The 14,532-nt window shown below is 52.1% G+C and carries 10 protein-coding genes and 1 pseudogene; 8 read left to right on the forward strand and 3 right to left on the reverse strand.

The features are described from left to right. Window positions 1–74: 74 nt before the first annotated feature. The 3 genes from H8696_RS10330 to H8696_RS10340 form a co-directional block, all read right to left on the reverse strand. Window positions 75–539 (reverse strand): GtrA family protein, encoded by a 465-nt coding sequence (locus H8696_RS10330; protein ID WP_249317350.1) that lies wholly within the window; start codon window positions 537–539, stop codon window positions 75–77. Window positions 540–630: 91 nt separating this feature from the next. Beyond that, a complete protein-coding gene (locus H8696_RS10335; RefSeq protein ID WP_249317351.1) occupies window positions 631–2,370 on the reverse strand; it encodes a sensor histidine kinase in 1,740 nt (579 codons plus the stop codon). Next, the gene (locus tag H8696_RS10340; protein WP_249317352.1) at window positions 2,367–3,059 is read right to left on the reverse strand and encodes a response regulator transcription factor; all 693 of its coding nucleotides are present in this window, start codon (window positions 3,057–3,059) and stop codon (window positions 2,367–2,369) included. The genes H8696_RS10335 and H8696_RS10340 overlap by 4 nt, the downstream gene beginning before the upstream one ends. A 341-nt stretch (window positions 3,060–3,400) precedes the next feature. Here H8696_RS10340 and H8696_RS10345 point away from each other — a divergent pair, with 341 nt between their 5' ends. The 8 genes and pseudogenes from H8696_RS10345 to H8696_RS10380 all read left to right on the forward strand — a co-directional run bounded on the left by H8696_RS10345 (window position 3,401) and on the right by H8696_RS10380 (window position 13,902). Continuing rightward, window positions 3,401–4,168 (forward strand): LamB/YcsF family protein, encoded by a 768-nt coding sequence (locus H8696_RS10345; RefSeq protein ID WP_249317353.1) that lies wholly within the window; start codon window positions 3,401–3,403, stop codon window positions 4,166–4,168. A 1-nt stretch (window position 4,169) separates the two neighbouring features. Beyond that, complete coding sequence (gene pxpB, locus H8696_RS10350) at window positions 4,170–4,874, forward strand: 5-oxoprolinase subunit PxpB (protein WP_249317354.1); 705 nt, start codon at window positions 4,170–4,172, stop codon at window positions 4,872–4,874. Window position 4,875: 1 nt separating this feature from the next. Next, on the forward strand, window positions 4,876–5,904 hold the full coding sequence (locus H8696_RS10355; RefSeq protein ID WP_249317355.1) for a 5-oxoprolinase subunit C family protein: 1,029 nt from the start codon (window positions 4,876–4,878) through the stop codon (window positions 5,902–5,904). 326 nt (window positions 5,905–6,230) lie between these two features. Continuing rightward, entirely contained in the window at window positions 6,231–8,090 is a 1,860-nt protein-coding gene (locus H8696_RS10360) for an ABC transporter substrate-binding protein (protein WP_249317356.1), read from the forward strand. Between the two features lie 181 nt (window positions 8,091–8,271). Further along, complete coding sequence (locus H8696_RS10365) at window positions 8,272–8,946, forward strand: GntR family transcriptional regulator (RefSeq protein ID WP_249317357.1); 675 nt, start codon at window positions 8,272–8,274, stop codon at window positions 8,944–8,946. A 158-nt stretch (window positions 8,947–9,104) separates the two neighbouring features. Beyond that, window positions 9,105–10,943, forward strand: coding sequence for an ABC transporter substrate-binding protein (locus H8696_RS10370; RefSeq protein WP_249317358.1), 1,839 nt, complete (start codon window positions 9,105–9,107; stop codon window positions 10,941–10,943). A 251-nt stretch (window positions 10,944–11,194) separates the two neighbouring features. After that, on the forward strand, window positions 11,195–11,863 hold the full coding sequence (locus tag H8696_RS10375) for a GntR family transcriptional regulator (protein WP_283244982.1): 669 nt from the start codon (window positions 11,195–11,197) through the stop codon (window positions 11,861–11,863). Window positions 11,864–12,399: 536 nt separating this feature from the next. Further along, window positions 12,400–13,902 (forward strand): annotated as a pseudogene (locus H8696_RS10380) (ABC transporter substrate-binding protein). The last annotated feature ends 630 nt before the right edge of the window (window positions 13,903–14,532 follow it).

The following is a 14,532-nucleotide window of genomic DNA, read 5'->3' on the forward strand; positions in this document are numbered from 1 at the left end:
TTACTAGAAAAAACCAAGCCCATTATACCATGGGCCTGGTTCAAGTGCAATCCATTCGGCATTTGTTTACATAATTATTGTTCCTGGATTACCGCGCCATTATTTGCCTTCCCCTTCTTGCGATACAGCAAAACTTTGCGGCAGATAAAGTTAAAGAAGAAGGTGACCATGCTGGCAATGAGCTTGGAGAGCACATAGAACCAGCCGAACACTTCCGTAAAAAGAGCCATGATCAGGTTGTTTAAAATGAGACCGAAAATGCCGATCACGCCATAACTGATGAACTCCTTGAAACGGTTCTGGTTGGTCTTAAAGATCCAGTTGATGCTAAGAAAGAAGTTGGTCAAAAGGCCGGCGATAAAGCTGATGGACGCCGCCACCAGATAGTGGAGGCCCACCGCTTCCTTCAAAAGCACCATGATGCCATAGTCCACCACCGTCGCCAGTCCTGCAACGAAGAAATACCGGAAAAGCTGAATGATGGCCTTGTCCGTATCCTCCACCATCCATTTATGCCAAAGCTTTTTGATCCAATCCAAGCCGAACACTTCCTATCATCTTGATATTTCCATCAGGCCGCGTCCATTATACTCCAACGGTGCCAAAAAACAAAACAATTTTATGCAAATTTTATGCCTTGTGGAGTGTGAAGCTGAAACACGCGCCCTCGCCGGGTTCGCTTTCCGCCCAAATGTCTTCGTCCATAAGCTTCAGGATTTCCTTTGCAATGGACAGTCCCAACCCGGTGCCTGTGGTGGCATGGGCCTTGTCCACCTTGTAGAATCGGTCAAAGACATGCTCCAAATCCTTGCCCGAGATACCCGTACCGGTGTCCTTCACATACAAACGCAGGCAATTCCCCTCGTCCAAGGCCCCCAGCCCTATGCCGCCCTCCGGTGTGTATTTGACGGCGTTGTCCAGCAGAATAATCAGAATCTGCTCCACCCGGTCGCCATTGGTGTACGCGACCAGGTCCTCGCTGGGCATTTCAAGCTTAAAGGAGAGGCCCGCCTTCTTCGCCATCCCCTGATAGCGGTCCGCCACATCGGCCACGATCTCGCCCACATCCACCCTATCCTTATGCAGTGCGATGCTTCCCGACTGAAGCCTGGAAAGTTCCAAAAGATCATCGATCAGCCGGCTCAGACGCATGGTCTCCTTCAGCATATTGCCGTAGTAATGCTGGCGCTTCTCCTCATCCTTGATGAGCCCGTCCTCCAGCGTTTCCGTCATGGCCCGAATGGATGCCACCGGCGTTTTCAGCTCGTGGGATACATTGGCCACATAGTCCCGCCGGGTCTGCTCCAGCCGCTCCGCTTCAGTAACATCCCGGAAAAGTCCCACCGCGCCGGCAACCTGTCCGCGCTCGTCCCATAGAGGTCCGATGGAAACCTCAATGATGGCGTCCTGCAGCACCAGATGCCTGGAGCGACTCTCCGCGCTTTCCACCACTTCATCAAAATCCTGCCAAAGCTCCCCGTCGGGAATCCACGCCAAAAGGTCCTCCTGACGCGGCCCGAAAAGCCATTCCAAAGCGGGATTGGTATGGGTGACCTCGCCGTGGCGGTTTACGGCCACAAGGCCCTCATTGATACCGTTCACGATACCGCTTAGACGATTTTTCTCCAGGGTTAGTTCCCCAATCGTGGTGGCCAGTCTCCGGGAAAGCACGTTGAGGGATTGGGCCATCTGTCCAATCTCACCCTTCTGCCGCTCGTCGGCCCGCACGGTAAAGTTGCCGTCGGACAGGGTCAGCGCAACATCCCGCATCCGATTCAGCGGGCGGACGATTCGTGATGAAAAATAATAGGAAGGAATGAGCATCAGGAAGAACACGCCCAGCATGCTGAGCACCAGCGTCACGTTGAGCCCGGACATGGCCGTGGAAACCTCCTGAAGATTCTTTGTCAATAGTATGGCGCCACGAATCTCCCCCGATTCCTCGGTGATGGGTATACCCACGATGAGCATGCTGTCCGTCCGCTGAAAAAGGCTGCCCTCCGTTTTTTTGACCACCTGGCCTTGAAGCACCTGCTGCAAATAGGTATCCAAAAACGAGGTCTGGATGTTCTCCGGCGGATGCAGATAGGCGATGGTCTGCCCGGTGATATCGTAGATATCCAGCGTTGCATCCCACACCCCGCTGCTTCCCAAAACCTGCTTAAAAAGAGCCTGCGATATCTGGCCGTCCATGTATCCCAGCGCGAAATCGGCCAGAAACTCCGCTTTGGGCATGAGCTCCTCCGATTTGATGTCCGCAAAGGTATTCCGAGCCGTCACCGTATAAATGCCGTAGGTCAGCGCGGCGCTTAAGATGACCGTGAGCAGCACCAACAGCACGATGCGTCTCAGCAGTACGCTTTTGATCATCGTTTGACCTCAAACTTGTAGCCCACACCATAGATGGTCCGGATGGACCAGGGCACATCCTCAAGCTGGAGCTTTCTCCGAACCCGCTTAATCTGGGTATCCACCACACGGGTATCTCCGAAATAATCGTAGCCCCACACCTTGGAGAGAATCTGCTCCCGGTCAAAGACCTGGCCGGGATGGGAGGCAAGCAGATACAGGACCTCCACCTCCTTGGGGGTGAAGGGTACGGGCTTGCCGTCCAGCTGCACCTCATAGCAGCCCAGATCAATGCTCAGCCGCTCAAAGCGGAGCACATTGGGCGGCTCCGCCGCCTGTTCGCTCATGCGGCGAAGCACCGCTTTGATGCGGGCCACCACCTCCCGGGGTGAAAAGGGTTTGACGATATAGTCATCCGCTCCCAACTCCAGTCCCAGCACCCGGTCGATTTCCTCACCTTTGGCGGTGAGCATAATGATGGGCACCTGCGAAGTCTTGCGGATTTCCCGGCACACATCCGTGCCCGAAAGCTTCGGCATCATGATGTCCAGCACAATAAGATCGGGCATGTGCTCCTGCACCGCCTTCAGCGCGGCTTCCCCATCATAGGTGGAGCTGTAGGTGTAACCTTCATTCTCCAAATAGGCGCCCAGCGTCTCATGGATCGCAGGCTGATCATCACAGATCAAAATATGCGGTGTATCGTTCATTTCCAGCTTACCCCCTCCCTCAAATTATACGATTCCCCTCCTTCAAAGACAAGGCCGGGAATACCCTTTTGTCCATTTGTCAAAATCCCGTCACAAATGACTCCATTTTTATCATTCCTTTTTCCAAAATGAAAGATACCATTCATTCATGAGCAAGAATTCCGTGTAAAGCTGCGTTCACCGGCCGGGATAACCCTCTTCCTTCAAGAAACCTTCCGCTGGATTGACAAAGGATGGTCCCAGTGGATACAATAAAATAATGATTTGACGAAAGATGCGGGCTTTTGCAGGATAGGGCTTCCTCACCTGCAGCCTACAGAATAAATTGAGGTGACTTTTTTATGGCCAAGATCGATTTGAACTGTGATTTGGGCGAAAGTTTTGCTCATTATACCTTGGGTCTGGATGATGAAGTGATCCCCTACATATCCTCCGCCAATATTGCCTGCGGTTTTCATGCCTCCGATCCCGTAAATATGAAAAAGACGATGGCGCTGGCGAAAAAGCACGGGGTTGCCTGCGGAGCCCACCCCGGCTTTCCCGATCTATTGGGATTTGGCCGGCGGAATATGGCGGTCACGCCCCTGGAGGCCAAAGCCTACACCCAGTATCAGCTGGGGGCGCTGTACGCTTTCTGCCGGGCGGAGGGCGTTGCCCTCAAACATGTCAAGCCCCACGGTGCTCTCTACAACATGGCAGGCAAGGATTACGCTCTTGCCCGGGCCATCTGTGAAGGGGTGCAGGAGTTTGACCGGGAGCTCATCCTCTTGGCACTCTCCGGCAGTGAAATGGTGCGAGCCGCAAAGGATATCGGACTTCCTGTAGCCCGGGAAGTTTTTGCTGATCGTGCCTACGAAGAGGACGGATCTTTGGTGGCCCGCAGCAAGGAGGGCTCCATGATTACCGACGAGAAGCTCGCCATCCAGCGGGTGATCCGCATGGTAAAGGAAGGCAGGGTTGAAACCATCACCGGCAGAGATATTGCCATTCAGGCCGATTCCGTCTGCGTCCATGGAGATAACGTCAAAGCCCTGGCCTTTGTCCAGCAAATCCATAGCGCTCTTTCCTCGGAGGGCATCGAAATTTCGCCTTTGGAAGCGGTGATTTGACGTGCTGCCCATCGAGATTCTGCCCTGCGGCGACTCAGCGGTCACCGTGGAATTTGAAAATAAAATATCCCATAAGATCAATCACGGTGTACGGGATTTGAAAGATGCCATCCTGGAAGCCCATATTCCCGGCGTGGGTGAGATGATCCCTACCTATCGGGCTCTTATGGTGCAGTACGATCCTTGCCAAATCAGCTATCCTGAATTGGTGCACCGCATCGTGCATCTCCATGGTTCCACCGGAAAAAAGGCGGCCTCCCCCGCCAAGACCATTGAAATACCGGTGCTGTACGGTGGCAAGTACGGCCCCGACCTTGCGGATGTGGCTCAGTATCATCATATCAGCATGGAGGACGTGGTTCGTATCCATACGCGGCCCAAGTATTTGATTTATATGCTGGGTTTTACGCCCGGTTTTCCCTATCTTGGCGGGATGAGCAAGAAAATTGCCACCCCCCGTCTGGAAACGCCCCGCACCCGTATTGCTGCGGGCAGCGTGGGTATCGCCGCTCAGCAGACCGGTCTTTATCCCATCGACTCCCCCGGCGGGTGGCGCATCATTGGCCGTACGCCTCTCAAGCTCTATGACCCGCTGCGGGAGAATCCAATTCTGCTGGAGGCCTCCCAGTACATCAAATTTCGGGCCATTAATGAGCAGGAGTTCTTGGCGATTCAGCAGCGGGAAAACAGCGAAGGGGAACAGTGATATGGGTATAGAAATTTTGGAGGGCGGCTTTTTCAGCACTGTACAGGACGGCGGCCGCCATGCCTATCAGCAATATGGTATGCCTGTAGGGGGCGCCATGGATACCCACTGCATGGCTCTCGCCAATATTCTCGTTGGCAATCCAATTTATACCGAAGTTCTTGAGATGACTTATACAGGCATGGTTATGCGCTTTCATGAATCGAACTTTTTTGCTGTGGTAAGCCATGGTGTGGAAATTAGGCTTAGCGGCACTTCCCTTCTTCCTAACAGAGCCTATCTCGCCCAAAAGGGGGATACGCTGTCCATTGGAACCGTTACAGAAGGCTGCCGGGCTTATCTCGCTTTGGCGGGCGGACTGAATCTGCCTGAAGTGATGGGAAGCAAATCCACCTATATTAAAGGAAAACTTGGCGGATACTACGGCCGAAAGCTCCGTGCCGGCGATCGGATCAGTTTTCTCACGCCTAAAACCCAATTAGCCAATGCCGATTTCCGCGCCATTCCCGCCTCCCTTTTCCCCAAGCCTTCTCCCACCCTTCGGGTTATCCTGGGACCCCAGCTGGACGCCTTCACGCCGGAGGGTGTGCAGACCTTTCTTCAGGAGCCCTATACCGTCAGCGCCAACAGCGACCGTATGGGATACCGTTTTTCCGGTCCTTTCGTTGCACATAAGCCGGGCATCAACGGCAACATCATTTCCGATGCCATCGCTTTCGGCGCCGTTCAGGTTCCCGGCGAAGGCCACCCCATCGTCATGATGGCCGATCGGCAGACCACCGGCGGCTATACCAAGATTGCCAACGTTATTTCCGTGGATCTACCCGCTCTGGCCCAGATGCGTCCCGGACAAAACGTCCACTTTCAGCCAATTTCGCTGGGCAAAGCGCATGAACTCCTCGCTCGCCGAAGCCAGCAATATGCGCTTCTCCAGCGCCTGTTGGATCATGAAGTCATTGAAAAGGACCTCCATATGCGCCTTCAGGTCGAATCCAGCAGCTACCAAGTGGATATCCTTCAGATTGGCTAAGAAAATGTTTTTTATTTTCGGCATTTGTACAAATTTGTATAAACTATGTTTTCTGAAAATAAGCCCGTTAAACTCCATTAAATATTTCGAAATCATTTCATAATTATTTCATATCTTTTAATATAACGAGATTTTTCCATTTGCATCTTGATTTTATTTCCTTAAACAGCTATAGTCATTATTAGAAATCGTTTTACAGGGTCGTGCGGGCGGCCAAATTTATTTACATATTAAGAAAACGTTTAGATCACACTTCGGATGAATTTCCTCAGGCCCATGCAGGTTTGAGGTCTTCATAAAAATAACGTGTGAAAAGGGGATGTATCATGAAAGGAAACCTCAAAAGATGGATTGCTATCGTCTTTGTGGTCGCGTTGCTAGGATCATTGCTGGCAGCCTGCGGAGGCGGCAACGCTGCAACGCCTTCCGCTTCAGCCGGCGGGGAAGCAACTCCCAAGGCCAGCGATGAAGCCGATAAGGATGATGGCAAGGACGACGAGGCTTCGGCTGGCGGCGATGCAACCGCTACCAACCTGCCCCGTGAAGAAACCCTCTACTACGCTGGTTTGGGCCTTTGGGCTGCTCCGCAGACCTTCAACCCCATCGCTGGCGTGACCACCTTTCCGATGCCGAACGCATCCGGTTTCGCTCTTTTGTATGAAACGTTGTTTTCCTACAATCTGCTGACCGGCGAGATGGAGCCCCTGATCGCCGACAGTTATGAGTGGACCGACGATCTGACCTGCGAGGTCAAGATCAATCCCGATGCCCATTGGAACGATGGTGAGAAGCTGACCGCTGAGGATGTGGCTTACACTTTCAACCTGGCCAATGAGATCGCCATTTCCTGGTCCTCCATTTGGACCAACTGCGAATCCGTTGAAGCTACCGACGAAACCACCGTCGTCTTTAAGATGAAGGCCGACAATCCCAACCGTCTGCTGGTGAATGAGCTTTTGGCAAGCACCTACATCATTCCCAAGCATATTTGGGAGCCCAAGTATGAGGAGCTGGGAGAAACCGATCTTCGCCAGTGGCAGAACTTTGAGGATCCCGTGGGTTCCGGTCCCTACAAGATTTACTATTTTGATGACACCCGTGTCGTGACCATCCGTGACGACAACTACTGGGGTCAAACCGAGAGCCGCTTTGGCAAGCTGCCCACGCCCAAGTACATCGCCCATATGGTGTACAAGGACAACGCCGCTGCCAACAACGCTTTCAAAGCGGGCGAAGCTGACATCTCCCAGGCCTTTATTCCGGAAATCTGGAAGGTTTGGGAAGGCGATATGGAAGGCGGTACCTATTTGAAGGAGCTGCCCTACCACATTCCTGGCGGCATGCCCTCCATTTTCTTCAACATGGAACTGCCCGGTTTGGACAATTCCGAAGTGCGTCGTGCAATCGGTTACAGCATCAACTATCCCAAGGTTGCTGAACTGGCTCTGAGCGGTTATTCCGCTGACATGGTGCCCTCCATCCTGATGCCCACCGAGTGGGATCAGTACCTCAACAACAGCGATGAGCTGGATGCTCTGCGCTGGACCTATGACGTGGATAAAGCCAATGAGATCCTGGACGGCTTGGGCGCCGAAAAGGGCTCCGATGGTATCCGTGTGCTGAACGGCGAGCGGATGGGCCCCTGGTCCGTGGAGTGCCCGAAGTCCTTCTCCGACTGGACCGCTGCTCTTGAAATCGTGGCCACCGGCTCCAGAGACATCGGCGTGGAAATCGTGGTTGACCTGCCTGAGCGTCCCACCTGGGAGAATCATTATCAGACCGGTGAGTTTGATATGATCATGTACACTCCCGCCGGCACCCTCTCCCCCAGCCAGCCGTGGCAGCGCGTGCGCTATCTGATGTACTCCAAGGAACTGAAGCCTCGCGGCGAGCAGATCTTCCTCAACTTCAGCCGTTTCCAGAGCGACAGGGCTGATGAACTCATCGAGGCGATTCCGAATGAGACTGACGAAGCCAAGATCAAGGAAATGTATACCGAGCTGGATAAGATCTGGCTGGAGAATGTGCCTTCCTTGCCGCTTATGTATCGTCCCGGCCAGTTCTACGAATTCAATGAGACCGTATGGACCGGCTTCCCGACAGAGGATAACAACCCCAACAATATTCCTCCGTTCCACTATCAGGCCGGCAACAAACTGTGGTTCTACCTGGAGCCCAAGAACTAACATTTCGTTTCAAAGGCGCCCGCAATACGCGGGCGTCTTTTTTTTGATCGAATCCCACATAAAAATTTGGGATTCGCCCCAAAGAAGTATTGACTTTACAGACCAAACGTTTTATGATGAATGTGTTGATAAATTAGGTTTGCATGCAAGTTACATGTTAGAAGGAGGTTGCCTGGTTTTCATGAATTTGAAGCTCCATTCCCCGGGCGCCACCGACCTTGTGAGCCAGGCCTATGCGTATATCAAACGCAAGATTGTAACCAATGAACTGAAGTCCGGAGATGCGCTGAGCATATCCGCTTTGTCCAAGGAACTCAACATCAGCCGCACCCCCATCACCGCGGCCTGCCAGCGGCTGGAGTACGACGGATTTGTCAATATCGTACCCAAACAGGGAGTGGTTGTGCGGTTTCTGACCGTAAATGAGGCCCGGGACATCACCGAGCTGCGGGCGGCTATCGAGACCTATTCGGCCAAACGTGTCTTTCACGTTATAGATAAGGAAGACATTGCAAACCTGGAGGAAGGATTTGTGCGGATGGCTAAGAGCCGGGTTAATCTTTACCAGTTCATGCTGGAAGATACCGGAATGCACAAGTATCTTCTCGGGAAGGGAAGCAACGATCAATTTTTAAGTATTGTGGATAATCTCTACGATTTATCCGTGCTGATAGGCCTGATGACGGGACAGGATCCCGCCAGATTGGATGATATTTTGCAGGAGCATCGAAACATCATTGATGCCCTGATTGACAAGGATATGGACCGCTTTGTGCGCAGTCTTGACATCAATATCATGAATGGTTTCATAAGCCTCAGCGGCCAGTATATCCGAAATGTGGGAACGCTTGTGTAAGAATAAAACCGAGGGTTGATCTGAATTGGACCGATCGATCTTAAATATGTACTCAGCTACGTTCAGCGAGGATTGCCCTCGGTTTGCAATGGAATGAAATGTGGCCGGCCGGCCGCTTTTCATAAAACAAAAACAGCACACGAGGAGGTCAAAAATTGATGAGTAAGCAACTCAAACGCATCCTGTGCCTGGTCTTTGCGATTGCCATGATCGCTTCGCTCATGGCAGGCTGCGGCGGCGGTGATTCCGCTACCCCTTCCGCTTCCAGCACTGGCTCGGACAAGGATGCCGCTGCCACCCCTGAAAAGGAAAAGGAAGACGATTCGGCCGACGGTGAGGTTCTGGTCAACTTGCCCCGTGAGGAAACCTTGTACACGGGCGGTCATTTGTTCTCACCTTTGACGACGCTCAATCCTGTTTCCGGCAACTGCATCTGGCCGGTTACGCCCACCGCCATGAACTCGGAGCTGATCTATGAATCCCTGTTCATGTACAATCAGGTAACTGCTGAGCTTGAGCCCCTGCTGGGTACTGAGTACACTTGGGTGGACGATTTAACCCTGGAGGTCAAGCTCAATCCCGATGCCAAATGGAACGACGGTGAGGCTGTAACCGCTGAGGACGTGGCCTACACCTATGAGCTGGCTCAACTCATGTCCGTGTCCTGGTCCACCATCTGGACCTACTGCGAGTCCATCGAGGCTACCGATGAGAACACCGTCACCTACAAGATGAAGGCTGACAATCCAAATCCCCTGCTTGTGGAACGTAGCCTTGCCACGGATTATATCCTGCCCAAGCATGTTTTCGAGGCCAAGTATGAGGAGCTGGGCGAAACCGATCTCCGTCAGTGGGAGAACTTCGAGCCCGTGGGATCCGGTCCCTACAAGATGTACTATCACGACGACACCCGCGTAGTATGCATTCGCGACGATAACTACTGGGGCCAGGCCGAGTCCATGTTTGGCAAACTGCCCGCCCCCAAGTACTACGCTCATATCATCTACAAGGACAATGCGGCGGCTAACACCGCTTTCACCGCTGGTGAAATGGATCTGTCCGATGTATTCATGCCCCAGATCTGGGAGCTGTGGGAGGACAAGAACCTGCCTGTGCAGACCTATTACAAGGATGCCCCCTACTATCAGATCGCTACGCTGTCCTACCTGTGGTTCAACACCAGCGTGCCTGGTCTTGATAACATCGAAGTCCGCCGTGCTCTGGCCTATTCCTTTAACTATCCCAAGATTTCTGAAGTGGCCATCAGCAGCTACGGTGGCGATCTGGTTCCTTCCCTGTTCCTCGACGAAGAGCGCGAGAAGTATGTGAATGAGACCGAGGAGCTGACCGCTCTTCGCTGGACCTACGATGTGGATAAAGCCAACGAGATCCTGGACGGCCTGGGCGCTGAGAAGGGCTCCGACGGCATCCGTGTTCTCAATGGCACCCGCCTTGGCCCCTGGAAGGTTGAATGCCCGAAGGGCTGGAGCGACTGGACCGCGGCCCTTGAGGTTGCCTGCCAGTCTGCCAAGGAAGTGGGTATTGAGCTGCAGACCGATCTGCCTGAGAAGCCTCAATGGCTGAACAACCAACAGATGGGCGACTTTGATATCATGCTCGCTTCCGCCGCTCAGGGTCTTGATCCCGCTCAGCCTTGGAGCCGCTGCCAGTTCATCATGGACTCCCGCGTAGCTCCTATGGGTGAGCAGGCCTTCACCAACTATAACCGTTTCTCCAACGAGCGCGCCGATGAAATCATTGACGCCATCCCCGGTGAAAAGGATGAAACCAAGTTGAAGGAGCTCTACACCGAGCTGGAGAAAATCTATCTGGAGAATATCTGGACCATTCCGCTGTTCAATCGTTCTGGCATCTGGTTCCATACCAATGGTACCGTGTGGACCAACTGGCAGACCGAGGACAACAACAGCGACATCCCACCAGTTCCTGGTGCTGCAGGTACGAGGATTCTCTACGAGATCGAACCTGCTAAATAAATCAATCCTCTTTTCCTTTGAAAAGGCCTGCCATTCGGTGGGCCTTTTCTTTTATTCTTGAAAGGTCTTTCACGGCCTGTATTGCACGGAAATTTTTGAAAACCCATAAACATAAATACTCTCTATAATGGTCCTTTATAAGATAAATTATTTTGATAATGGGTGTTGACATTCATAGGCAAACTCGTTAAGATGAAGATGTAAAATGCAAGTTGAATTTAACTTACATTTATGAAAGGAGCGACTTCCATTTGAACCTGAACCTCCGGTCCCCAGCCGGCTCCAAAGCTACAGATGATTTAGCCAGCCAGGCTTATCGATATGTTAAAGAAAAGATTATTTCCATGGAATTGAGACCCGGGGATACCTTGAGCATATCCGCCATTGCGAAGGAACTCAACATCAGCCGCACACCCATCACTGCTGCCTGTCAGCGGCTGGAATACGATGGACTGCTCAATATTGTTCCCAAACAAGGTGTGTATGTCCGCGCACTCACCATCAACGACGCCCGGGATATCACCGAACTTCGGATCGCCCTTGAGACCTATTCAGCTAAACGTGCCTTCTACGCCATCAATGAAGAGGATATCGACTATTTGGAAAAAGGTTATCGCGAAATGGAGGCAAGTACGGGTGATATTTATCAATTCATGGTGGGTGATATCGGTTTACATCGGTATTTAATGTGCAAGGGAAACAACGCACAGTTTCTCACCATTGTGGACAATTTGTATGATTTGTCCATCCTTTTGGGTGTAAACACGGAGCGGCAGCCTGCCCGGCTTCAGGATATCCTCCAGGAACACCGCGTCATCATTGACGCCCTGATCGCCAAGGATATGGAACGGTTTGTGCGCAGCATCGAAATCAATCTGTTGAACGGCTTCGGCCGGACCCAAAGTCTGATTTATCCATAATCGTTCAATCCAGTATTGACTTTGAACCCCTCCCCGGCTATAATGTAAATGTTTTAAACAGATAGTGTAAAGCGTTTCTTTCTTTAAAAAGTGCTATTTTTCTTTATAATTCAACATTTTTTACGATTACCAAGGTCTTTTATATTCAGAATGAAATGTAATCTTTTGATTACTTTCATAAAACAACTCAGCACATGAGGAGGTCAAAATTGATGAGCAAGAATACCAAACGCATCTTGTGCCTGATCTTTGCAGTCGCCATGATTGCATCGCTGATGGCAGGCTGCGGCGGCGGAAACTCCGCTACCCCTTCCGCGTCCAGCACCGGTTCGGACAAGGATGCCGCTGCCACCCCTGAAAAGGAAGCAGAAAAGGACGGCGACACCGCCGTGACCAACCTTCCCCGCGAGGAAACCCTGTATGTTGCGGGCTATCTCGCAACGCAGGCCACCAACTACAACCCCACTTCCGGTACGTCCCTGTGGCCGGTGGCCGACACGGCCCAATCCACGGAGCTGATCTACGAGTCCTTGTTCATGTACAACCAGGTGACCAGTGAGCTCGAGCCTCTGCTGGGCAGCGAGTACACCTGGGTGGATGACCTGACGCTGGAAGTCAAGCTCAATCCCGATGCCAAATGGAATGATGGTGAGGCTGTGACCGCTGAGGACGTGGCCTACACCTATGAGCTGGCTCAGCTCATGTCCGTGTCCTGGTCCTCCATCTGGTCCTACTGTGAGTCCATCGAGGCCAAGGACGATTCCACCGTGGTCTTCAAGATGAAGGCTGACAACCCCAATGCTCTGCTTGTGGAGCGCAGCCTGGCTGTTTGTTCTGCCCAAGCACATCTGGGAAGCCAAGTATAATGAACTGGGCGAATTGATCTTCGCCAGTGGGAGAACTGGGAGCCCGTGGGTTCCGGTCCCTACAAGGCCTATTATCATGACGACACCCGCGGCGTAGTTGTTCGTGACGACAACTACTGGGGCCAGGCCGAGTCCATGTTCGGCAAGCTGCCCGCTCCCAAGTACATCGCTCACATGGTGTATAAGGACAACGCTGCTGCCAACACCGCTTTCACCAATGGTGAAGTGGATATGTCCAGTATCTTTATGCCCCAGATCTGGGAGCTGTGGGAGGATAAGAACCTGCCTGTGCAGACCTACTACAAGGACGCTCCCTACTATCAGATTGCTACCCTCACCTACCTGTTCGTGAACACCACGGTTCCTGGTTTGGATAATGTGGATGTCCGCCGTGCTCTGGCCTACTCCTTCAACTATGCGAAGGTTTCCGAGCTGGCCATCAGTGGTTACGGCAGCGATCTGGTTCCTTCTCTCTTCCTCGATGAAGAGCGCGAGAAGTATGTGAACGAGACCGAGGAGCTGACCGCTCTTCGCTGGACCTACGATGTGGATAAAGCCAACGAGATCCTGGACGGCCTGGGCGCTGAGAAGGGCTCCGACGGCATCCGTGTTCTCAATGGCACCCGCCTTGGTCCCTGGAAGGTTTCCTGCCCTAAGACTTTCAGCGACTGGACTGCGGCTCTTGAGATCGCCTGCCAGTCCGCCAAGGAAGTGGGCATCGAACTGATTTCCGATCTGCCTGAGCGTCCCCAGTGGCTGAACGATCAGCAGATGGGCACCTTCGATATCACTCTGGCCAACGCTGCTGCCGGTCTTGATCCCGCTCAGCCCTGGAGCCGCTGCCAGTTCATCATGGACTCCCGCGTGTCTCCTGTTGGCGAGCAGGCCTTCACCAACTTCAACCGTTTCACCAACGAGCGCGCCGATGAGATCATTGACGCCATCCCCGGTGAAAAGGATGAGGCCAAGCTGAAGGAGCTCTACACGGAGCTGGAGAAGATCTACCTGGAGAGTTGTTCCACCATCCCCCTGTTTAACCGCTCCGGTGTGTGGTTCCAGACCAACAGCACCGCCTGGACCGGTTTCCAGACCGAGGACAACAACAGCGATATTCCGCCCATCATGGGTGGCGCGGGCATCAAGATCCTCTACGAGATCGAGCCTGCCAAATAATTCATTTCTACTTATTAAAAAGACCTGCCTCCGGGCAGGTCTTTTTTTGATTCTGTCGAAAACGCTTTCATCCTTGTTATAGATTGGTTATGATTATATATGATTGGCGGTATTGACACTTTTTACATTCTGTAAACTATCTTGAATTCCCTATTCAAATATGCTATGATGGTTACATTGCTCAGGCAAATGTTTTTCAGTCAGTTTATCTCTCGCTCTTCATTTACAAATGAAAAATCCATGTATTTGTTTGCGAAAGGGCGGAAGGAAGGGATGCTGTCAATTAGTTTCATATTTTTTTAACCGATTTAAAATGCTTTTTTTAAAGTACGGCGTTGCCGTGCGCTATTTGTTGTTTTTGGGAGAATTTTTATGGTGAGGTCTCCCTGCTTTACGAACTAGACCCGTGAATTCATTTTATGGATTCATCAATTAAACTTGGATGCAATTTGCAAGTGCGATGGTTGACTGACTGAATCATGCATATTCCCTACGGATCCAAAGGTTGCATGGAGAGCAACAGGAAGAGTTTTTGAACGGAGGGCAAAACATGGGACATTATTTTAGGTACCTGGGACAAAAAACCATCTGGTATCTGATAACGTTGGTCATCGCAGTGGCATTGAACTT

The sequence above is a fragment of the Gehongia tenuis genome (genome assembly GCF_014384795.1).
GTDB classification, from domain to species: domain Bacteria; phylum Bacillota; class Clostridia; order Christensenellales; family NSJ-53; genus Gehongia; species Gehongia tenuis.

Bases quoted from the DNA above. Each gene is read 5' to 3' on its own strand.
- H8696_RS10360 (WP_249317356.1), top strand. From the start codon at position 6,231: ATGAAAGGAAACCTCAAAAGATGGATTGCTATCGTCTTTGTGGTCGCG.
- H8696_RS10345 (WP_249317353.1), top strand. From the start codon at position 3,401: ATGGCCAAGATCGATTTGAACTGTGATTTGGGCGAAAGTTTTGCTCAT.
- H8696_RS10340 (WP_249317352.1), bottom strand. From the start codon at position 3,059: ATGAACGATACACCGCATATTTTGATCTGTGATGATCAGCCTGCGATC.
- H8696_RS10355 (WP_249317355.1), top strand. From the start codon at position 4,876: ATGGGTATAGAAATTTTGGAGGGCGGCTTTTTCAGCACTGTACAGGAC.
- H8696_RS10365 (WP_249317357.1), top strand. From the start codon at position 8,272: ATGAATTTGAAGCTCCATTCCCCGGGCGCCACCGACCTTGTGAGCCAG.
- H8696_RS10335 (WP_249317351.1), bottom strand. From the start codon at position 2,370: ATGATCAAAAGCGTACTGCTGAGACGCATCGTGCTGTTGGTGCTGCTC.
- H8696_RS10370 (WP_249317358.1), top strand. From the start codon at position 9,105: ATGAGTAAGCAACTCAAACGCATCCTGTGCCTGGTCTTTGCGATTGCC.